This is a genomic window from Pseudomonas sp. SORGH_AS_0199 (genome assembly GCF_031453735.1).
GTDB lineage: Bacteria > Pseudomonadota > Gammaproteobacteria > Pseudomonadales > Pseudomonadaceae > Chryseomonas > Chryseomonas aestiva.
This window is the reverse complement of the sequence record NZ_JAVJAE010000001.1, coordinates 798,290-816,801: the sequence shown is the minus strand read 5'-3', so window position 1 is coordinate 816,801 and position 18,512 is coordinate 798,290. Positions and strand designations below refer to the sequence as shown.

Here is an 18,512-nt window from a genome sequence, read left to right as displayed (position 1 = left end):
TCATGAACATCACGCGTCTGCTCGTCGCCAGTGTCGCCACCGTGCTCCTGGCCGGCTGCTCGAGCTTTACCCGTCCCAGCGGCGAGGCCCTGCCCAAGGATGCGCGCTGGGGCCTGGTGCCCCTGGCCAACTATGCCCAGGCGCCCATGGCCGGCGACCGCGCCGCGCAGATCCTAGTCAGCGTGCTCGGCGAGCGCGGCATCCGTCCGCAGGTCTACGACGACAGCCAGGGCGGCAATCCCAGCGACGACGAGAAGGCCCGCCAGCGCGCGGCCCTGGACTGGGCGCGGCAGCAGAATCTGCAATACGTGCTCACCGGCAGCGTCGACGAGTGGCAGTACAAGAACGGCCTGGACGGCGAACCGGCGGTGGGTGTGACCCTCCAGGTGATCGAGCCGGCCAGCGGCCGGGTGGTCTGGAGCAACAGCGGCGCCCGCTCCGGCTGGTCCCGCGAGAGCCTGGCAGCCACCGCGCAGAAGGTCCTGCGCGGCACTGCGCAAGAGCTGCAGTTGCGCTGATGGCCCTGCAATCCGTCCACAAGGACTACACCCTGGCGCCCCGCGCCAGTGGCCGCCTGTCCTGGCTGGAAACCCTGCTGGTCACGGCGGCCGCCCTGGGACTGGGATTCTGGCTGGTGCCGGAAGACCCGCTGATGGTCGGTCTGGCCTTTCCCTGGGTGGTCTTCGCGCCCATCCTGATGGGCGTGCGCTATGGCTTCATGCGCGGCCTGGCGAGCGCCAGCCTGCTGGTGGTGGCGCTGCTCTATCTGCACCGCCAGGGCTATCCGGCCTACGAGGAGATCCCGCCGTCCTTTATCGTCGGCGTGCTGCTCAGCGCCATGCTGGTGGGTGAATTCCGCGATCTCTGGAATCGCCGCCTGGAACGTCTGGACCTGGCCAACGACTATCGCCAGCTGCGCCTGGACGAATTCACCCGCGCCCACCACCTCCTGCGCATCTCCCACGACCGTCTGGAACAGCGCGTCGCCGGCAACGACCTCAGCCTGCGCAGCTCCCTGCTGGACCTGCGCCGCCAGCTGCGCGAGGTGCCCCGCGAGCAGGACGCCCTGCAGGCCCTGGCCGAACCCATCGTCGGCCTGCTGACCCAGTACGGCTCGCTGCGGGTGGCGGGGCTGTACCGGGTCGACGGCAATGGCCGGGTGGATCGTCGCGCCCTCGCTAGCCAGGGCGAGATGCCCGGCATCGATCCCGATGACCTGCTGGTGCGCCTGACCCTGGAGCGCGGCGAGACCCTGAGCATCCGCCAGGCGCTGCTGGAGCGCGGCGAGACCCAGCATTCGGCATTGCAGGCCTGCGTGCCCCTGCTGGACACCGAGGAGCGGCTGCTGGCGGTGCTGGCCATCGAACAGATGCCGTTCTTTTCCTTCAACGAACGCACCCTCAATCTGCTCACCATCCTCGCCGGCCACATCGCCGACCTGCTCGGCAGCGATCACCAGGCGCTGGCCCTGGCCGACGACGACGCCCAACAATTCTCCCAGCATCTCAAGCGTTCGCTGCGCGATGCCCAGCAGCACGCCCTGCCCGCCTGTCTGTTCTGCTTCGAGATGACCGAGGCCGATGGTGGCGAGCGCGCCCTGGCGCTGCTGGAAGGCAGTCGCCGCGGCCTCGACCTGCAACTGCGCCTGACCAACCAGGCGGGCCACCCCTGCCTGCTGGTGCTCCTGCCGCTGACCTCTTCCGATGGCCTGGAAGGCTATCGCCGCCGGCTGCGCCAGCTGCTGGCCGAGCGCCATGGCCAGGACAGCACCCTGGAAAGCCTGGGCGTGCGCAGCCATGAACATGAGCTGCTGCCCAAGACCCGCGCCCAGGAGTTGCGCGTCTTCCTGTTCAACGAGTGTGGCCTGCATGAACAGCAAGTGGCTGTTTAGCGGCGCCTTCGCCTTCGAGGCCAGCAGCTGGGCGCTGCTGTTCGCCAACCTGCCGGTGGCGGCGGCGGCCCTGGCCTTCGTCACCGCCCATGCCGCCGGCAGTGCCCTACTGGCGGGTGGCGTCTGGCTGTTGCTGCCCAGGCGCTATCAGCGCCCGCTGCCCTGGAGTCCGCTGTTTCTCTTTGCCCTGGCCTTCTTCATTCCGCTGGTGGGCGCGGCCGGGGTAATCGCCGCGGTCTTTCCGGCGCTCTATCTGCCGCGCAAGCGCCGCGAGATCGCCTGGGAAGCGCGCAGCGTGCCCAATCTGCCGTTCCGCCCGCTGGAGCGTCGCGAGGAGATGCTGTTCAGCGATGGCGGCCTGCAGGACGTGCTGCGCCATGCACCCAGTACCGACAAGCGCCTGACCGCCCTCTTCGCCACCCGCCGCATGCCCGGGCGCGACGCCATTCCCATCCTCAAGCTGGCCCTGCGCGATCCGGCCGACGACGTGCGCCTGCTCGCCTATTCGATGCTCGACCAGCAGGAAAGCCAGATCAACCAGCGCATCGAGACCCAGCTCGGCGAACTGGCCAGCACCCCTGCGGAACGCCAGCCGGCGCTGCACGGCACCCTGGCCCGCGGCTACTGGGAGCTGGCCTATCTGGGCCTGGCCCAGGGCAGCGTCCTGCGCCACGTGCTCGGCCAGGCGCGGGAACATATCGAACTGGCCCTGGCCGGTGAAGAAAACGAAGAGCTGCGCATCCTCGCCGGGCGCATTGCCCTGGAACAGGGCGAGCCCGAGCGCGCCCTGGAATTCTTCCAGGCCGCCGAGGCGGCGGGCGTGCCCCTGGCCCAGCTGGCGCCCTTCCGCGCCGAAATCGCCTTTCTGCGCCGCGATTACGCGGTCATCCCGGCGCTGCTCGACAGCCTGCCGGCGGATCTGAAGAAGCGGCCGCCGTTCGCCGCCCTGGTGAAGTACTGGTTATGAAAGACGCTCCCGCCGCGACCGTGACGCCCGATGTCTGCCTGCTCCTGGAGGGCACCTGGCCCTATGTGCGCGGCGGGGTGTCGAGCTGGGTCAACCAGCTGATCCTCGGCCTGCCGGAGCTGACCTTCTCGGTGTTCTTCATCGGCGGTCAGCGCGAGAACTACGAGAAGCGCCACTACGCCATCCCGCCCAACGTGGTGCACATCGAGGAGCACTTCCTCGCCGGCTCCTGGGTGCCCAAGGGCGCGCCCATCAGTCCGCGCCGTCAGGCGCCGGTGCAGCTGCTGCGCGATCTGCACGCCTTCCTGCACCACCCCGACGAACCCAGCGCCGCCCAGGGCGATGCCCTGGTGGACGCCTTCGCCCAGGGCAGCGTGACCCTGGACGACTTCATGTATAGCCGCGCCAGCTGGGAAGCCATCACCGAGGGCTACGAGCGCTATTGCACCGACCCGTCCTTCGTCGACTACCTCTGGACCCTGCGCGCCATGCAGGCGCCGCTGCTGATGCTGGCCGAGGCCGCGCGGCGGCTGCCACGGCCGCGGATGATCCATTCCATCTCCACCGGCTATGCCGGCATGCTCGGCGCCATCCTGCAGCGGCGCTGGGGCTGCAACTTCCTGCTCAGCGAGCACGGCATCTACACCAAGGAGCGCAAGATCGACCTGGCCCAGGCGAAGTGGATCGCCGAAGGCCCGGACGAGGCCCTGCGCACCGGGCTGGACGTGGACGTCAGCTACATCCGCCGGCTGTGGATCCGCTTCTTCGAGCGCATCGGTCTGCTCACCTACAAGGCCGCCGATCCGATCATCTCGCTCTATGACGGCAACCGCCGCCGGCAGATCCAGGACGGCGCAGATCCCGCACGCTGCCGGGTGATCCCCAACGGCATCAGCCTCACCCAGTGGCAGGACGCCCTGGAGCGTCGCCCCGAGGGCGTGCCGCCGGTGGTCGGGCTGCTCGGCCGGGTGGTGCCGATCAAGGACGTCAAGACCTTCATCCGCGCCATGCGCGGAGTGATCAGCGCCATGCCCGAGGCCGAGGCCTGGGTGGTCGGTCCGGAAGACGAAGACGAGGAATACGCCGCCGAATGCCACAGCCTGGTCACCAGCCTGGGCCTGGAGGGCAAGGTGAAATTCCTCGGTTTCCAGAAGATCGGCGACATCCTGCCTAAGCTCGGCCTCATGGTGCTGACCTCCATCAGCGAGGCCCAGCCGCTGGTGATCCTCGAAGGCTGGGCCGCCGGCGTGCCGGTGGTGAGCAGCGACGTCGGCTCCTGCCGCGAGCTGATCGAGGGCTCCATCCCCGAGGACCGCGCCCTGGGTACCGGTGGCAGCGTGGTCGCCATCGCCGATCCCCAGGCCACCGCCCGCGCCATCCTCGCCCTGCTGCGCAATCCGGGGCGCTGGCAGGCCGCGCAGCGCACCGGGCTGGCCCGGGTCAATCGCTACTACACCGAGCCGCTGATGCTGGAACGCTATCGCGAGCTCTACCAGGACGCCATCGGGAGGAGCCTCTGACATGGCCGGTATCGGCTTCGAACTGCGCAAGATCCTCGCGCGCGACTCCTACACCGCCACCCTGCGCGCCTATGTCTACGCCGGCCTGATCAGTTCGGGGCCCTGGGTGCTGTCGATCATCAGCGTCATGCTGATCGGCGTGCTGGCCACCGGCATCGTCACCCCCAACGTGCTGATCCGGCAATTCCTGGTCACGGTGACCTACCTCATGGCCAGCTCGCTGATCCTCACCGGCGGTCTGCAGCTGTATTTCACCCGCTTCGTCTCGGACCGGCTGTTCGAGGAGAAGCAGACCAGCATCCTGCCCAATCTGGTGGGCATCCTGCTCCTGGTGACCCTGGTCGCCGGTGGCCTGGGCTTCCTGCTGCTGGCGACCCTGTTCGACCAGCCCTTCGCCTACCGGCTGCTGGTGCTGGCCAACTTCGTCACCCTCTGCGACCTCTGGCTGGTGATCATCTTCCTGTCGGGGATGAAGGCCTACAACCGCATCCTGGTGGTGATGACCCTGGGCTACGCCATCATGATCGCCGCCGCCTTCATGCTGCGCTTTCTCGGCATGAACGGCCTGCTGATGGCGCTGCTGCTGGGCCACGCCGCGCTGCTGTTCATGTTTCTCTACGACATCATCCGCGAGTACCCGGCCGATCGCCTGGTGGCCTTCGACTTCCTCGACCGCAAGCAGATCTTCCTCAGCCTGCTGGTCACCGGACTGTTCTACAACCTGGGTATCTGGGTCGACAAATTCGTCTTCTGGTTCAATCCGCTGACCTCCGACGCCGTCATCGGTCCCCTGCGCGCCTCCATCCTCTATGACCTGCCGATCTTTCTCGCCTACCTCGCCATCATCCCCGGCATGGCGGTGTTCCTGGTGCGCATCGAGACCGACTTCGCCGAATGGTACGAGCGGGTGTTCAACGCCGTGCGCGGCGGCGAGACCCTGCAGCACATCAGCCAGCTCAAGGAACAGATGATCCTGGCCATCCGCCAGGGCCTGCTGGAGATCTGCAAGGTCCAGGGCCTGACCCTGGTGCTGGTGTTCCTGCTGGCGCCGCAGCTGCTGGCCTGGCTCGGCATGTCGCACTACTACCTGCCGCTGTTCTACATCGACGTGGTGGGCGTGAGCATCCAGGTGGTGTTCATGGCCCTGCTCAACGTCTTCTTCTACCTGGACCGGCGCGACACCGTGCTGATGCTCTGCACCCTGTTTCTCGGCCTCAACCTGGCGCTGACCCTGCTCAGCATCGAGCTGGGTCCGAGTTTCTTCGGCTACGGCTTCACCGTCTCCCTGGCCTGCTGCGTGCTGCTGGGTCTGCACCGCCTGGACCGGGTGCTGGACGACCTGGAATACGACACCTTCATGCTCCGGCACTGACGGCCGCCGGCACCGGACGAACGGTGTGACCCGCCCACCCGGGAGGCGTCCAACACAGCTCAGCCCTGCAGGACCCTGCCATGAATACCGCCGCCTTGCGCCTCGTGATCCAGACCACCCAGGTGCGCGCTCGGGACAGTGGCGAGGCCAGCCGCACCTTTGCCGACCAGGCGGCGCGTACGACCAGCGCCGATGCCACCCGCGGCGCGGCCCTGGAGCGCTTCGCCAGCGCCTATGTCGACAAGGTGCCCGATGCCCTCGAAGCCCTGCTGCTGCAGGCGCGGGCGGTGGCCTTCGAGGCGCCCCTGGCCGGGGTGCTCGAGCGCGCCCTGGCCGGTTTCGCCCCGGCGGCACTGGCCCAGGCGCCTTCCGCCAGCCTGGCGCTGCTGGCCGCGGCCTATCGTCTCCATCGTCTGCTCGAAGGCCTCCAGCAGCGCCTGGCCGCCTGGTGGGGCGCCACTGGCGAATCAACGGCGCCCAGCCTGGGCAATCTCATCGCCCACCAGGTGCTGGGGCAGCTCACCGTGGCGGCCCTGGAAGACGCTGTGGAAGGCTGGCTCGATGACCTGGACGCCAGCGTCGAGGCGCCGTTCACCCAGCAGTGCTTCCAGCCCCGGCAACGGCGCGGCGCCCTGGCCACGGCCCGCCCGGCCCTGACCTTGAGTCGCCAACGCCAGCGCAGCGTTCGATAAAACGCACGTTTCGGCGCCCTTGGCGGCTAACTGTCAAATATATTGATAACCCTTCCGGGCCGGTTTAGGGTGGCTGCTCACCGCCATTAGCGAGGAGTCACCCATGAGCTTGCCCAGCCGCGCCGAGTGGGAGCAGCGCTTCCAAGGTCTCACCCTGGAAGGTCGCGCCTTCATCGACGGCGCCTATGTCGACGCCGCCGCCGGCGCCACCTTCGATTGCCTGAGTCCGGTGGACGGACGCTTCCTCGCCAAGGTCGCCAGCTGTGACGCCGCCGACGCCGACCTGGCCGTCGCCGCCGCCCGCGCCGCCTTCCAGAAGGGCACCTGGGCGCACCTGGCGCCGGCCCAGCGCAAGCGCGTGCTGATCCGCTTCGCCGACCTGCTGCTGGCCAACGCCGAAGAGCTGGCGCTGCTGGAAACCCTGGACATGGGCAAGCCCATCGGCGACTCCCTCAGGATCGACGTACCGGCATCGGCCAATGCCATCCGCTGGAGCGCCGAGGCCATCGACAAGCTCTACGACGAGGTCGCCCCCACGCCCCATGACCAGCTCGGCCTGGTCACCCGCGAGCCGGTCGGCGTGGTCGCCGCCGTGGTGCCCTGGAATTTCCCGCTGATGATGGCCTGCTGGAAACTCGGCCCGGCGCTGGCCACCGGCAACTCGGTGGTGCTCAAGCCCTCGGAGAAGTCGCCGCTGACCGCCATCCGCGTCGCCCAGCTGGCCCAGCAGGCGGGCATCCCGGCCGGGGTGTTCAACGTGCTGCCGGGCTACGGCCACAGCGTCGGCAAGGCCCTGGGCCTGCATGCGGACGTCGACACCATCGTCTTCACCGGTTCCACCCGGGTCGCCAAGCAACTGCTGGCCTACTCCGGGGAATCCAACATGAAGCGCGTCTGGCTGGAAGCCGGCGGCAAGAGCCCCAACATCGTCTTCGCCGATACCCCCGACCTCAAGGGCGCCGCCGCGGCGGCCGCCAGCGGCATCGCCTTCAACCAGGGCGAGGTCTGCACCGCCGGTTCGCGCCTGCTGGTGGAGCGCTCCATCAAGGAGGAATTCCTGCCGCTGGTGGTCGAGGCCCTCAAGGGCTGGAAGCCCGGCCATGCGCTGGACCCCGAGACCAACGTCGGCGCCCTGGTGGACACCACCCAGCTGGACACCGTGCTGCGCTACATCGAGGCCGGCCATGCCGAAGGCGCCACCCTGGTGGCCGGTGGCAAGCGCACCCTGGAAGAAACCGGCGGGGTCTATGTCGAGCCGACCATCTTCGACGGCGTGAGCAACGCCATGAAGATCGCCCGCGAAGAGATCTTCGGCCCGGTGCTTTCGGTGATCACCTTCGACACCGCCGAAGAAGCCGTGCAGATCGCCAACGACACCCAATACGGCCTGGCCGCCGCGGTCTGGACTCGCGACATCTCCAAGGCCCACAAGACCGCCCGCGCCCTGCGCGCCGGCAGCGTCTGGGTCAACCAGTACGACGGCGGCGACATGACCGCGCCCTTCGGCGGCTTCAAGCAGTCCGGCAACGGTCGCGACAAGTCCCTGCACGCCTTCGACAAGTACACCGAGCTCAAGGCCACCTGGATCAAGCTGTAAGCCCCATCAGGCTGATCCCGGCCGGGATCAGCCTGCAACCCTTCAGCGCTGCTGGATCGTCGCCTGGTTACCGAAGCCGCTCTGCGTGATGCGCGCCGTGGAACCGATCTGGTCGATCACCGCCGAATGGGCGTCGCCGGTCTGGCTGATCATGGCACTGGCGCCGCTGAAGCTGTCCGGCACCGTGTCCTGGGTGATGGACGCCAGGTTGCCATTGCCCTGCTGCTGGATCTCCGCCTCCACCCGCACGCCGCTCTGGACGAAGCTCGCCTGGTTGGCATCGCCCGCGCTGGTGCCGGTGATCCGGGCTTCCAACCCGGTCTGGGTGGCGCTCAGCTCGTTGGCGTTACCCTGCTGGCTAAAGGTGATGTCGCTGAAGCCGGCACGCTGCGACAGCGTCGCCTGGTTCGCATTGCCCGTCTGCGTCAGCGCCAGGGCACTGCGATAACGACTGGTCAGCTGATCCGCCTGCACACTGTTGTCAGCGCCTTGCTGGCGCAAGGTGGCGCTGCCGCCGGCGAAGGACACGTTCTGCGTCAGCTGCACGGCGTTGCCGTTGCCGGTCTGCACCACCTCGGCCACCCCACCGCTGCGCTGCTCCACCGTCAGCCGGTTACCATAGCCGGTCGCGGTCGCCCGCAGCTCGTTTCCGCCGAAACCCGCCTGGCGCACGCTGTAGACGTTGAGATCGCCCGCCTGGTGCAGATAGGCGGAAGCCGCATTGCCGCGCTGCTCCAGCTCCAGGCTGTTGCCCGCGCCGCCGCCGATCTGGGTGAGGTCGGCGAAGTGGTTGCCGTTTTCCAGCTGGGTCACGGCGATCTGCTGATTACTGCCTTGCTGGACGATCTGCAGGCCGTTGCCGCTGGACGTCTGCTCGATCCGCGCCTGGGCACCGAAGGCCTGGCGCTGTTCCAGCGTCGTGCGATTGCCGTCGCCGCGCTGCAGTTGCTCGACGGTGTTGGCGCGCCCGTCGCTCTGATTCAGGGTGGCCTGGTTGTCATTGCCGGCCTGGGTCAGGCTGATGCTCTGCTCGACGGCGAAGGCCGGCGCCGCGAGGCCGGCGAGCAGGGCCGCCAGCAAGGTAGGGGTCTTCATGACGGTCTTCCGCTCCAGTGACAGCTACCGGGGGCAGGACGACTAGCCGCGAGTCCGGCCAGATGCCGGAATCGACCGTACTGCAAGGGCGGCGCCGCCCACGAGCGGCCCGTGCTGAGTGTGGTCAGCCAGGCCCCCTCTGCCATCCATCCAAAGAGCGGTTTCGACGAGCGTAGGCAGCCGCCTGCCTGAGCGTTCGGCCGTGCGCCCCTTCCACAGCCAGTGCCGGGTCGCCATGACCCGGCACTGGCGCGGGCCGGATCTAGCGATAGACGTGGTAGGTGGCGTATTTGCTCACCTCCACGCTGCCGCTCCAGCTGCTGACCACCCGCTTGGAATCCCAGTCGTACCAATGCATCCCGGGTGGGTTGGAGATGCCTCGTGAACAGCTGCCGGTCCGTACCCAGGCACCGCGGAACTTGCCGCTCTTCCAGCGCCGTTCCACCACCTGGATGGGTTGCGCCCGATAGCCCGGTTCTATCCTCACGCCCCAGGTGAAGGCGGTACTCATAGAGCGATCCTGCTTGTAGCTGCCATCGACGCCGAGGATGCTCAGGTACTTGCCGATGAAGGGCAGCTTTTCCCCGTTGAGCTTGACCCCCACCGACCAGCCGTAGCTGGAGGTCTTGGTCTCGCCCCAGGTATAGGTACAGTCGATGGTCCCGGTGCTCGAGCAGCGGAAGATCGGTCCACGCCAGATCCAGTCCTCCCAGGTCTTGGCGGCCTGCTGGGTGGAAAAGGCCCGCAAACCGTCACCCAGGATGACGGGCTCGGTGTGATCGGTGAAACACTCGCCCGCCTGCACCAGACCGGTCGAAAGAATGAAGCCGAGCGCCCCGACCAGGGTGGATTTCACGAAGGTGTTCATGGCTTTGGTCCCTCAAAGTCCGAAGACGTTTTCGATGGTGTTGCTCGCCTGGTCCTGCTTGTTGCTCTGGGCCTTGCTCGCGGACAGGGCATCGGCGCGCGCGGGCCGATCGACGGGGGTTATCAGCAGGCCAGTGTCCTTCTCCGGCTTCTTCACCATCAGGGCATCCGCCTCGACGGTCATGCCCAGCGCCAGGGCCGCGTTCTCACTGGCGAGGTGCTGACCGGGCTGATTGTCGAAGATCACGCGCTTGCCTTGATCGAGGGCGTTGTTGATCTCCTTCTTGACGTTGCCGTCGACCTGCACATTGGGCCCGACCACCAGATAGTCGTATTCACCACCCGTGACGATCTTGGTGTCTTCCGCCTTCAATCTATTGAGGACGAATCCGGTATTGCCCAGCACCTTGAGCCGCAAGTAAGGACCCGTACTCAAAGACTCTGCTGCCTGGGCGGTAGTACCCAACAGCGTTGCTAACATTAGCGTGGCCACAGGTTTAAAGTTCATGTCGAACGCTCCTATTACGACAGTCATGTCACAACTGAAAGTCCTATTGAAATACCGAAAGCCCCCGCGAAACGCTCAACCACGCGGCCCCGGCAGCTTGCGCGGACAGCAGGAAGCCGTTTACCGAAGTCAGCTCCGATAATTGTTCCCCTGACAGTGCTCAGGTAATCATACAACCGCTAACAGCAACGACCTTGATAGCTAAATGCCCGCCTTTAGCCCGCGGGCAAATTCGCTAGCCGTCCAGAAAAAGCCTAGCCAAAGTTTCTTTAAACAAATAGCAACGATTGGCGATCCAGCGAAAGAGATCAGCCAAAAGTAGCAGGCTGTTGTTTTAATCTTTTTATATAGGCATATAAAAAGCGACCTTACCTTTAATTAGAGCCAGTGATCGTCAAAGAGTGGTCAATCTTGTTTGTGTAAAACCAGATAAATAACGCGACTGCCAAAACATCGACAGCCGTCGCCGGCCCGAGGCGACGCCCAGGAAAAATGTAACCAGATATTTCATTGCTAGAGGACCAGTCGAATGCCCGGTCCGGAGGCCACCCGGAGCAGCCAGGCCCACGCCCTGAGCGCGCGGGCCGCGAGGCGGGTATCAGCCCAGCAGATCCACCAGCAGGTCATCGTGGCGGCGCTGCTGGCGATCCAGGCGCAGCTGGCGGGTGCGGAAGATCGACTTGAGGTCCTCCAGGGCGCTGGCGAAATCGTCGTTGATGATCAGGTAGTCGTACTCGACATAGTGGCTCATCTCGCTCACCGCCTCGCGCATGCGGCGCTCGATGATTTCGGCGCTGTCCTGGCCGCGATTGTCCAGGCGCTGGCGCAGCGCGGCCTGGCTCGGCGGCAGGATGAAGATCGACTGGGCGTGGGGCAGCTTGCGGCGGACCTGCTGGGCGCCCTGCCAGTCGATTTCCAGGATCAGGTCGTGACCTTCGGCGAGGTCACGTTCCAGGGCAGCCTGGGAGGTGCCGTAATAGTTGCCGAACACCTCGGCGTGTTCGAGGAAGTCGCCGTGCTCGAGCAGGTTGGTAAAGGTCGCGCAATCGACGAAGTGGTAGTTCACCCCGTCGGTTTCACCCGGGCGCATGGCGCGGGTGGTGTGGGAGACCGACAAGCGGATGTCGGGCAGGGCGTCCAGCAAGGCCTTGACCAGGCTGGTCTTGCCGGCGCCGGAGGGCGCGGAAACGATGTAGAGGGTGCCGGGAAGGGCTGTCATGAAGGTCCGCCTATTCGATGTTCTGCACTTGCTCACGCATCTGTTCGATGAGCACCTTGAGATTGATGGCCGCCTGAGAGGCACGGGCGTCGATGGCCTTGGAACCCAGGGTATTGGCCTCGCGATTGAGCTCCTGCATGAGGAAATCCAGCCGCCGTCCGGCCGCGCCGCTGCCCGCCAGGACCCGCCGCACCTCGGCCACATGGGTCTCCAGCCGATCCAGCTCCTCGGCCACGTCGCTCTTCTGCGCCAGCAGCACCAGTTCCTGCTCCAGCCGTGACGGTTCGAACTCGACGCCTGCCTCGGCGCAGCGCTCGAGGATACGGCGCCGCTGCAGGGCCAGCAGCTCGGGCAGCAGCGCGCGCAGCGTCGCCACCTCCGCCAGCACCTGGGCCAGGCGCTCCTCGATCAGTCGCGCCAGTTCGCGCCCCTCGCGCTGCCGGCCGTCGAGCAATTCATCCAGCGCCGCCTCGAACAGCGCCAGGGTCTGGGCCTTGAGTTCGGCGCCATCCACCTCGGCGCCCGCCAGCACTCCGGGCCAGGCCAGCACGGCCAGGGGGTCGAGCTTGGCCGGACGCGCGATCAGCGCGGCGATGTCTTCGGCAGCGGCCACCAGCTGCGCGGCCCGGCGGGCATCGATGCGCAGGGCCACGCTCTCGTCGCGTTCCTCGCGCAGCACGCACTCCAGCTTGCCCCGCGACAGGCGTCGGCGCAGCGCCTCGCGCACGCCGGACTCCAGATCGCGAAAGGTCTCCGGCAGCCGCAGGTGGGGCTCCAGGTAGCGGTGATTGACCGAGCGCAACTCCCAGCTCAGGGTGCCCTGGGGTCCTGGCCGCTCGACCCGGGCGAACGCCGTCATGCTGTGCACCATGGCAGGATCCTCGTCTGACGATGCGCGGATCTGGGGCGATCCCGAGCGACCACGCATGTAAAACGCACGATTCTAGCGCACCTGATCGGAGCGACCCAATGCATCCGTGTCGCATGAGCCGGACGCTCTCTATACTATGGGTCTGATATCTACGCCTTACAGGAAGCCCGCAATGAAGCGTCCCAGTGGCCGCGCCGCCGATCAGCTGCGCCCCATCCGCATCACCCGTCAGTACACCAAGCACGCCGAGGGTTCGGTTCTGGTGGAGTTCGGCGATACCAAGGTGATCTGCACCGCCAGCGTCGAGGCCGGGGTGCCGCGCTTTCTCAAGGGCAAGGGCCAGGGCTGGCTCACCGCCGAATACGGCATGCTGCCGCGCGCGACCGGCGAGCGGAATCAGCGTGAAGCCGCCAAGGGCAAGCAGGGCGGTCGGACCCTGGAGATCCAGCGGCTGATCGGTCGGTCGCTGCGCGCCGCCGTCGACCTGTCCAAGCTGGGCGAGAACACCATCTACATCGACTGCGACGTCATCCAGGCCGACGGCGGTACCCGCACCGCCTCGGTGACCGGTGCCTGCGTGGCCCTGGTCGACGCCCTGGGCGCACTCAAGCGCCGTGGCAGCCTCAAGGGCAATCCGCTCAAGCAGATGGTGGCCGCCATCTCCGTGGGCATCTATCAGGGCACCCCGGTGCTCGACCTGGATTACCTGGAAGACTCCGCCGCCGAGACCGATCTCAACGTGATCATGACCGATGCCGGTGGCTTCATCGAGGTTCAGGGCACCGCCGAAGGCGCGCCCTTCCAGCCGGCCGAACTCAACGCCATGCTCGAACTGGCCCAGGGTGGCCTGCGCGACCTGTTCGAGCTCCAGCAAGCCGCCCTGCGCAGCGAGTAAGGAAGCCCTCATGCACGATCTCGTCCCCGCCCCCAGCGCCGAAGCCCGGCGCTGGGCCATGCTCTGCCACTACGCCGCCTTCCTGGGCTTCGTGGTGCCCTTCGTCGGTAACGTGATAGGTCCGCTGGTGGTCTGGCAGTTCAAGCGCGAGGACGACCCCTTCATCGACCGGCAGGGCAAGGAGGCGCTGAACTTCCAGCTCACCGTCACCCTGCTGCACATGATCTGCTGGCTGCTGGTGTGGGTGCTGATCGGTTTTCCGCTGATGCTGCTGGTGGCCTGCGTGGCCTTCGTGCTGACGGTGATCGCCGGCATCAAGGCCAATCAGGGCCGCGACTACCGCTACCCCCTGACCTGGCGGATGGTCAATTAGCGGGCTTTTTGTGGCCTGCTTCTGATATCCGCGTTGAGGATTTCCAGTCGGCCCGGCGTCGTTTGACAGGCGCCGGAAGCCCTCCGCTATCATCCCTTCGGCTTACTTCTCACGCCCTCGCCGCGACCGGCTTCGGTAGTCGCTGGCGGTAGCGTGCCCGCCTATGCGCTTTTGCGTCAGCAGTCCGTCGATAACGCCAAGGTGGCGTGCCTCGACGGTCCTCGCTTCTTACGTCAGGACTGGTGGCCTCCGGCGCCATCGGCATCAAGACAGGGATGATCATCATGTCGGTTGCAACCGCCACCCCCTCCCCCTTCCAGCGTGTGCTCGAATGGCGCTATTCCACCCTCATGGTGTGGACGGCCATCGGTCTGCTGGTGGTCGAGACCTTTTCCGGCTTTCTGCGCTATGCCCTGGACATGGTCGGCGCCTCGGCGCTGGTCTATCTGCCCAAGATCGCCTGTCTGGCGCTGTTCGCCCTGCAGGTGGCGACGGTCAAGCTGCCCCGGGTGATCTGGGTCGGCCTGTTCGCCGGGCTGGCCTATGCCGCCCTCGCCCTGCTGCATGGCGGGACCTTCAACAACGTGCTGTTCTCGCTGTTCGTCTACAGCCCGCTGCTGTTCGGTCTGGTCTGCGGCCGCGAATTGCTCAAGCAGCGCCGCCTGCTGGGCCGCGCCATGTTCCTGCTGCTGCTCGCCAGCCTGGTCGGCATCGCCCTGGACAAGTACACCTCGGTGCCCTGGAAAGGCTACAGCTACAACCTCGGCGGCAACGACATCGCCGGCAATACCCAGTGGGTCGCCGGTGAAGAGGACCGGATCGCCGGCTTCGCCCGGGTCTCCAACGTGCTGGCGGCGCTGATCGCGGTCTACTGCCTGTTCCTCGCGCAATTCGCCCGCTCCAGGACGCTCTGGCTGGTGGTCGCCCTGGTCGGCTTCTTCGGCATCCTGCTCACCACCAGCAAGGCGCCGGCAGCGGCCTTCGCCTTTACCCTGGCGCTGATGATGACCCGCCGCTTCCAGTGGCCGACCTATGCGCTGATCCTGCTGGCGGTGGTGGGTGGCATGCTGCTGCCGGTGCTGAGCCTGATCCGCGACTTCGATCCCCTGGTGGTGATGAGCGACAGCGGCCTGGCCTCCTTCTACGATCGCCTGGTCAACACCTGGCCGAATGTCGTCGCGGAAATGAGCCGCCATGGCTGGACCGTGGAAGGTGCCGGCTTCGGCCTGTTCGGCAGCTCCATGGCCGCCTTCCCCGTGCCGGGGATCGACCTCTTCGTCACCAGCGACAGCAGCGTGGTCTATCTCTGGTGCGTGTTCGGCGTGGTCGGCATCCTCGGCTATGCCATGCAGCTGCCGGTGTTCATCCGCCTGCACACCGCGCCCGACCGCCTCAGCCACACCCTGCTGGCCATCGCCTTCTGCCTCTGCCTGATCGGCTGGACCACCGACCTCTTCGATATCGGCGTCGGCAATCTCTTCGTCGGCATCATCCTCGGCTACGTGCTGATGCGTGATCCGGAAGACGAAAACCAGCCAAGCCTGCGACCGATCAGCGGCAGCGCCCTGACCGATTGAGCCGCGCCGCGCGGCAATGAAAAAGGGCCGACCCCGCGAGGGATCGGCCCTTTTTCATTGCCGCATAGATCAGGTCACCGGAGCCGGATTGAACAGCGCCAGGTCGTTGTGCAGACGATGGCGCTCGGCCCAGGTCTGGCGGCGGCCGCTGGCCACGTCCAGATAGCACTGGAAGATCTCCCAGCCCATCTCCTCCAGCGACAGCCGCCCACTCACCACGCGACCGGCATCGATATCGATCAGGTCCGGCCAGCGCTCGGCCAGCTGGGTGCGGGTCGAGACCTTGATCACCGGCACCATGGACAGCCCGTAGGGGGTGCCGCGACCGGTGGTGAAGATGTGCAGGTTCATGCCCGCGGCCAGTTGCAGGGTGCCGCAGATGAAGTCACTGGCCGGGGTGGCAGCGAAGTACAGGCCCTTGCCGCGGATCTTCTCGCCGGGTGCGATGACCCCGGCGATGGGGCTGGTACCCGACTTGGCGATCGACCCCATGGCCTTTTCGACGATATTGTTCAGCCCGCCCCTCTTGTTACCAGGGGTGGTATTGGCACTGCGATCGGCCATGCCCCGTTCCAGGTAGCGGTCGTACCAGTCCATCTCGCGGATCAGGGCATCGGCCACCTCGGGGGTGGCGGCGCGCGGGGTCAGCAGGTGGATGCCGTCGCGCACCTCGGTGTTCTCGGAAAACATCACGGTGGCGCCGGCGCGCACTAGCAGATCGGCGGCCACGCCCAGGGCCGGGTTGGCGGTGATGCCGGAGAAGGCGTCGCTGCCGCCGCACTGCATGCCCACCACCAGCTCGGAAGCCGGCACCGTCTCGCGGCAGCGCCCATTGAGCACCTCCAGACGTGCCTCGATCAGCCCCAGGATCTGCTCGACCATGCCGGCGAAGCCATTGGCCGAATCCTGCAGGCGGAACAGCCACTCCTCTTCGTTCTGCCCGGCGGTGAGCTCATCGCCCGGCATCAGCTGGCTGGCTTGCAGCTTCTCGCAGCCCAGGCCGATGACCAGCGCCTGGCCGCCGAAGTTGGGGTTGCGGCTGATGTTGTGCAGAGTGCGGATGGGGATCACCGCCTCCGGGGCGTTGATGGCCACCCCGCAGCCGTAGCTGTGGGACAGCGGCACCACGTCGTCGACGTTGGGGTAGCGCGGCAGGAGCTCCTTGCGTACCCGCTCCACGCAGTGGTCCAGTACCCCCACCACACACTGCACGGTGGTGGTCACCGCCAGGATGTTGCGGGTGCCGACGCTGCCGTCCGGATTGCGGAAACCCTCGAAGGTGTAGCCTTCCAGGGGTTCGCCGACCTGGCCGGGCGCGGTGGCCTTGGGCAGGTTGTCCAGCGCCGGTGGCTCCGGCATGCGCAGCAGGGCCTCGGTGATCCAGCTGCCGGCGGGAACGTCCTGCAGGGCGTAGCCGATGACCTCGCCGTAGCGCACCACCTCGGCGCCCTCCGCAAGATCCACCAGGGAGACCTTGTGGCTCTGGGGAATGGCCTCGACGGTGGTCAGGCCATCGGCGAAGGCGGTGCCGGCGGCCACGCCGGGTTCGTTGACCACCACCCCGACGTTGTCCTGGGGGTGGAGCTTGATGTAGCGCGGCGAATCACGGTGATCGATCAGGTTCATATTCTTATCCTCTGCCGGGGCTCAGGCCCGGGCCGGGTCAGGCTGGGTCGCGCCCAGGATCTCGCCGTCGGTGGTCCGCAGCTCGACGCGCTGGATGCGACCGACGATGAACAGGTAGCTGAACACGGCCACCAGGGCATTGGCCCCGACATAGACCAGCGCCCACTTGAAGGAGCCGGTGGCGGCGATGAGGTAGCCGATGACGATGGGGGTGGTGATGGAAGCCAGGTTGCCGAAGGTATTGAACAGGCCACCGGAGAGCCCGGCGATCTGCTTGGGCGAGGTATCCGCCACCACCGCCCAGCCCAAGGCGCCGATGCCCTTGCCGAAGAAGGCCAGGGTCATGAAGCCCACCACCATCCAGTCGGCGTCGACATAGTTGCAGAAGATCATGCTGGTGGAGAGCAGCAGGCCGCAGACGATGGGCAGCTTGCGGGCGAAGGTCAGGGAGTGGCCGCGGCGTAGCAGGTAGTCGGAGATCACCCCGCCGAGCACCCCGCCGATGAAGCCGCAGATCGCCGGCAGCGAGGCGATGAAACCGGCCTTGAGGATGGTCATGCCGCGCTCCTGCACCAGGTACACCGGGAACCAGGTCAGGAAGAAATAGGTGATGGCGTTGATGCAGTACTGGCCGAGGTAGACGCCCAGCATCATGCGGTTGGTCAGCAACTGGGTGATGTAGTGCCACTTGGGCCCGCCATCGCGCTGGCGGGCGCTGTTATCCATGTCCACCAGGCCGCCGTTGTCGCGGATGTGCGCCAGCTCCGCGGCGTTGATGCGCGGATGCTCCTTGGGATTGTGGATGTACTTCAGCCAGACCCCGGAGAAGAGGATGCCCAGGACGCCCATGATGACGAAGACGTGCTCCCAGCCGAAGTGAAAGACGATGCCGCCCATGATCGGCGCGAACAGCGCGGTGGCGAAATACTGCGCCGAGTTGAAGATCGCCGAGGCGGTACCGCGCTCGGCGGTGGGGAACCAGGCGGCGACGATGCGCGCGTTGCCCGGGAAGGACGGCGCCTCGGCCAGCCCGACCAGGAATCTCAGCATGAACAGGGTGGTGACCGCCCAAGCCACCGGCAGGCCGCCGACCAGCCCCTGCAACAGGGTGAAGAACGACCAGAAGAAGATGCTGCCGGCATAGACCTTCTTCGAACCGAAGCGATCCAGCAGCCAGCCGCCGGGAATCTGCCCGGCCACATAGGCCCAGCCGAAGGCGGAGAAGATATAGCCGAGGGTCACGGCGCTGATGCCGAGGTCTTTCTGCAGGCTGGAGCCGGCGATGGCGATGGTGGCGCGATCGGCGTAGTTGATGGTGGTCACGACGAACAGCATCAACAGGATCAGGTAGCGCACCCGGGTCGGTCTTGTGGCATCCATGGGGATCCCTCTTGCGTGATTGTTTTTATTGAAGGCGCAGACCCTAGGATGATTGCGCAATC

The 18,512-nt window shown here is 66.4% G+C and carries 17 protein-coding genes; 10 read left to right on the top strand and 7 right to left on the bottom strand.

Annotated elements, in window-relative coordinates; genetic code table 11:
* The first annotated feature begins 2 nt into the window (after positions 1-2).
* From QE444_RS03870 to QE444_RS03840, 7 genes are all read left to right on the top strand, one after another.
* On the top strand, positions 3-518 hold the full coding sequence (locus QE444_RS03870) for a penicillin-binding protein activator LpoB (RefSeq protein WP_133860416.1): 516 nt from the start codon (positions 3-5) through the stop codon (positions 516-518).
* On the top strand, positions 518-1,891 hold the full coding sequence (locus QE444_RS03865) for a PelD GGDEF domain-containing protein (protein ID WP_309737386.1): 1,374 nt from the start codon (positions 518-520) through the stop codon (positions 1,889-1,891). The genes QE444_RS03870 and QE444_RS03865 overlap by 1 nt, the downstream gene beginning before the upstream one ends.
* Positions 1,869-2,858, top strand: a complete 990-nt coding sequence (locus QE444_RS03860) for a HEAT repeat domain-containing protein (protein WP_133860414.1) — start codon at positions 1,869-1,871, stop codon at positions 2,856-2,858. The genes QE444_RS03865 and QE444_RS03860 overlap by 23 nt, the downstream gene beginning before the upstream one ends.
* Positions 2,855-4,378, top strand: a complete 1,524-nt coding sequence (gene pelF / locus QE444_RS03855) for a GT4 family glycosyltransferase PelF (RefSeq protein WP_133860413.1) — start codon at positions 2,855-2,857, stop codon at positions 4,376-4,378. Before QE444_RS03860 ends, pelF begins: the two co-directional genes overlap by 4 nt.
* A gap of 1 nt (position 4,379) precedes the next feature.
* A complete protein-coding gene (pelG, locus tag QE444_RS03850) occupies positions 4,380-5,750 on the top strand; it encodes an exopolysaccharide Pel transporter PelG (protein WP_273862571.1) in 1,371 nt (456 codons plus the stop codon).
* A gap of 80 nt (positions 5,751-5,830) precedes the next feature.
* A complete protein-coding gene (locus QE444_RS03845) occupies positions 5,831-6,442 on the top strand; it encodes a hypothetical protein (RefSeq protein ID WP_133860411.1) in 612 nt (203 codons plus the stop codon).
* A gap of 103 nt (positions 6,443-6,545) precedes the next feature.
* Positions 6,546-8,039, top strand: a complete 1,494-nt coding sequence (locus QE444_RS03840; protein WP_309737385.1) for an aldehyde dehydrogenase — start codon at positions 6,546-6,548, stop codon at positions 8,037-8,039.
* A gap of 42 nt (positions 8,040-8,081) precedes the next feature.
* On the opposite strand, the gene QE444_RS03835 is transcribed toward QE444_RS03840, so the two are convergent.
* The 5 genes from QE444_RS03835 to QE444_RS03815 form a co-directional block, all read right to left on the bottom strand.
* Positions 8,082-9,134 carry a hypothetical protein gene (locus tag QE444_RS03835; RefSeq protein WP_309737384.1) on the bottom strand — a complete coding sequence of 351 codons (1,053 nt, stop codon included), beginning with the start codon at positions 9,132-9,134 and terminating at the stop codon, positions 8,082-8,084.
* 262 nt (positions 9,135-9,396) lie between these two features.
* Entirely contained in the window at positions 9,397-10,002 is a 606-nt protein-coding gene (locus QE444_RS03830) for a hypothetical protein (RefSeq protein ID WP_309737383.1), read from the bottom strand.
* A 12-nt stretch (positions 10,003-10,014) separates the two neighbouring features.
* Positions 10,015-10,509 (bottom strand): hypothetical protein, encoded by a 495-nt coding sequence (locus QE444_RS03825; protein WP_273862575.1) that lies wholly within the window; start codon positions 10,507-10,509, stop codon positions 10,015-10,017.
* A gap of 598 nt (positions 10,510-11,107) precedes the next feature.
* Positions 11,108-11,728: a guanylate kinase gene (gmk, locus tag QE444_RS03820; RefSeq protein WP_133860406.1), complete on the bottom strand. Its 621-nt coding sequence runs from the start codon at positions 11,726-11,728 to the stop codon at positions 11,108-11,110.
* A gap of 10 nt (positions 11,729-11,738) precedes the next feature.
* Positions 11,739-12,599: a YicC/YloC family endoribonuclease gene (locus QE444_RS03815; protein WP_133860405.1), complete on the bottom strand. Its 861-nt coding sequence runs from the start codon at positions 12,597-12,599 to the stop codon at positions 11,739-11,741.
* A 172-nt stretch (positions 12,600-12,771) separates the two neighbouring features.
* Between QE444_RS03815 and rph the strand changes: the two genes are divergently transcribed.
* The 3 genes from rph (at position 12,772) to QE444_RS03800 (ending at position 15,444) form a co-directional block, all read left to right on the top strand.
* Positions 12,772-13,494, top strand: a complete 723-nt coding sequence (gene rph, locus QE444_RS03810) for a ribonuclease PH (protein WP_133860404.1) — start codon at positions 12,772-12,774, stop codon at positions 13,492-13,494.
* 10 nt (positions 13,495-13,504) lie between these two features.
* On the top strand, positions 13,505-13,867 hold the full coding sequence (locus QE444_RS03805; RefSeq protein WP_187980873.1) for a DUF4870 domain-containing protein: 363 nt from the start codon (positions 13,505-13,507) through the stop codon (positions 13,865-13,867).
* A 284-nt stretch (positions 13,868-14,151) separates the two neighbouring features.
* The gene (locus QE444_RS03800; RefSeq protein ID WP_273862578.1) at positions 14,152-15,444 is read left to right on the top strand and encodes a hypothetical protein; all 1,293 of its coding nucleotides are present in this window, start codon (positions 14,152-14,154) and stop codon (positions 15,442-15,444) included.
* Between the two features lie 69 nt (positions 15,445-15,513).
* Here QE444_RS03800 and garD read toward each other — a convergent pair whose 3' ends face one another.
* Positions 15,514-17,070, bottom strand: a complete 1,557-nt coding sequence (gene garD, locus QE444_RS03795) for a galactarate dehydratase (protein ID WP_309737382.1) — start codon at positions 17,068-17,070, stop codon at positions 15,514-15,516.
* Positions 17,071-17,091: 21 nt separating this feature from the next.
* Positions 17,092-18,450: an MFS transporter gene (locus QE444_RS03790; RefSeq protein ID WP_133860401.1), complete on the bottom strand. Its 1,359-nt coding sequence runs from the start codon at positions 18,448-18,450 to the stop codon at positions 17,092-17,094.
* Positions 18,451-18,512: the final 62 nt, after the last annotated feature.

Excerpts from the sequence above, each read along its gene's own strand:
- QE444_RS03870 (WP_133860416.1), top strand. The coding sequence starts at position 3 with ATGAACATCACGCGTCTGCTCGTCGCCAGTGTCGCCACCGTGCTCCTG.
- QE444_RS03865 (WP_309737386.1), top strand. The coding sequence starts at position 518 with ATGGCCCTGCAATCCGTCCACAAGGACTACACCCTGGCGCCCCGCGCC.
- QE444_RS03860 (WP_133860414.1), top strand. The coding sequence starts at position 1,869 with ATGAACAGCAAGTGGCTGTTTAGCGGCGCCTTCGCCTTCGAGGCCAGC.
- pelF (WP_133860413.1), top strand. The coding sequence starts at position 2,855 with ATGAAAGACGCTCCCGCCGCGACCGTGACGCCCGATGTCTGCCTGCTC.
- pelG (WP_273862571.1), top strand. The coding sequence starts at position 4,380 with ATGGCCGGTATCGGCTTCGAACTGCGCAAGATCCTCGCGCGCGACTCC.
- QE444_RS03845 (WP_133860411.1), top strand. The coding sequence starts at position 5,831 with ATGAATACCGCCGCCTTGCGCCTCGTGATCCAGACCACCCAGGTGCGC.
- QE444_RS03840 (WP_309737385.1), top strand. The coding sequence starts at position 6,546 with ATGAGCTTGCCCAGCCGCGCCGAGTGGGAGCAGCGCTTCCAAGGTCTC.
- QE444_RS03835 (WP_309737384.1), bottom strand. The coding sequence starts at position 9,134 with ATGAAGACCCCTACCTTGCTGGCGGCCCTGCTCGCCGGCCTCGCGGCG.
- QE444_RS03830 (WP_309737383.1), bottom strand. The coding sequence starts at position 10,002 with ATGAACACCTTCGTGAAATCCACCCTGGTCGGGGCGCTCGGCTTCATT.
- QE444_RS03825 (WP_273862575.1), bottom strand. The coding sequence starts at position 10,509 with ATGAACTTTAAACCTGTGGCCACGCTAATGTTAGCAACGCTGTTGGGT.
- gmk (WP_133860406.1), bottom strand. The coding sequence starts at position 11,728 with ATGACAGCCCTTCCCGGCACCCTCTACATCGTTTCCGCGCCCTCCGGC.
- QE444_RS03815 (WP_133860405.1), bottom strand. The coding sequence starts at position 12,599 with ATGGTGCACAGCATGACGGCGTTCGCCCGGGTCGAGCGGCCAGGACCC.
- rph (WP_133860404.1), top strand. The coding sequence starts at position 12,772 with ATGAAGCGTCCCAGTGGCCGCGCCGCCGATCAGCTGCGCCCCATCCGC.
- QE444_RS03805 (WP_187980873.1), top strand. The coding sequence starts at position 13,505 with ATGCACGATCTCGTCCCCGCCCCCAGCGCCGAAGCCCGGCGCTGGGCC.
- QE444_RS03800 (WP_273862578.1), top strand. The coding sequence starts at position 14,152 with ATGTCGGTTGCAACCGCCACCCCCTCCCCCTTCCAGCGTGTGCTCGAA.
- garD (WP_309737382.1), bottom strand. The coding sequence starts at position 17,070 with ATGAACCTGATCGATCACCGTGATTCGCCGCGCTACATCAAGCTCCAC.
- QE444_RS03790 (WP_133860401.1), bottom strand. The coding sequence starts at position 18,450 with ATGGATGCCACAAGACCGACCCGGGTGCGCTACCTGATCCTGTTGATG.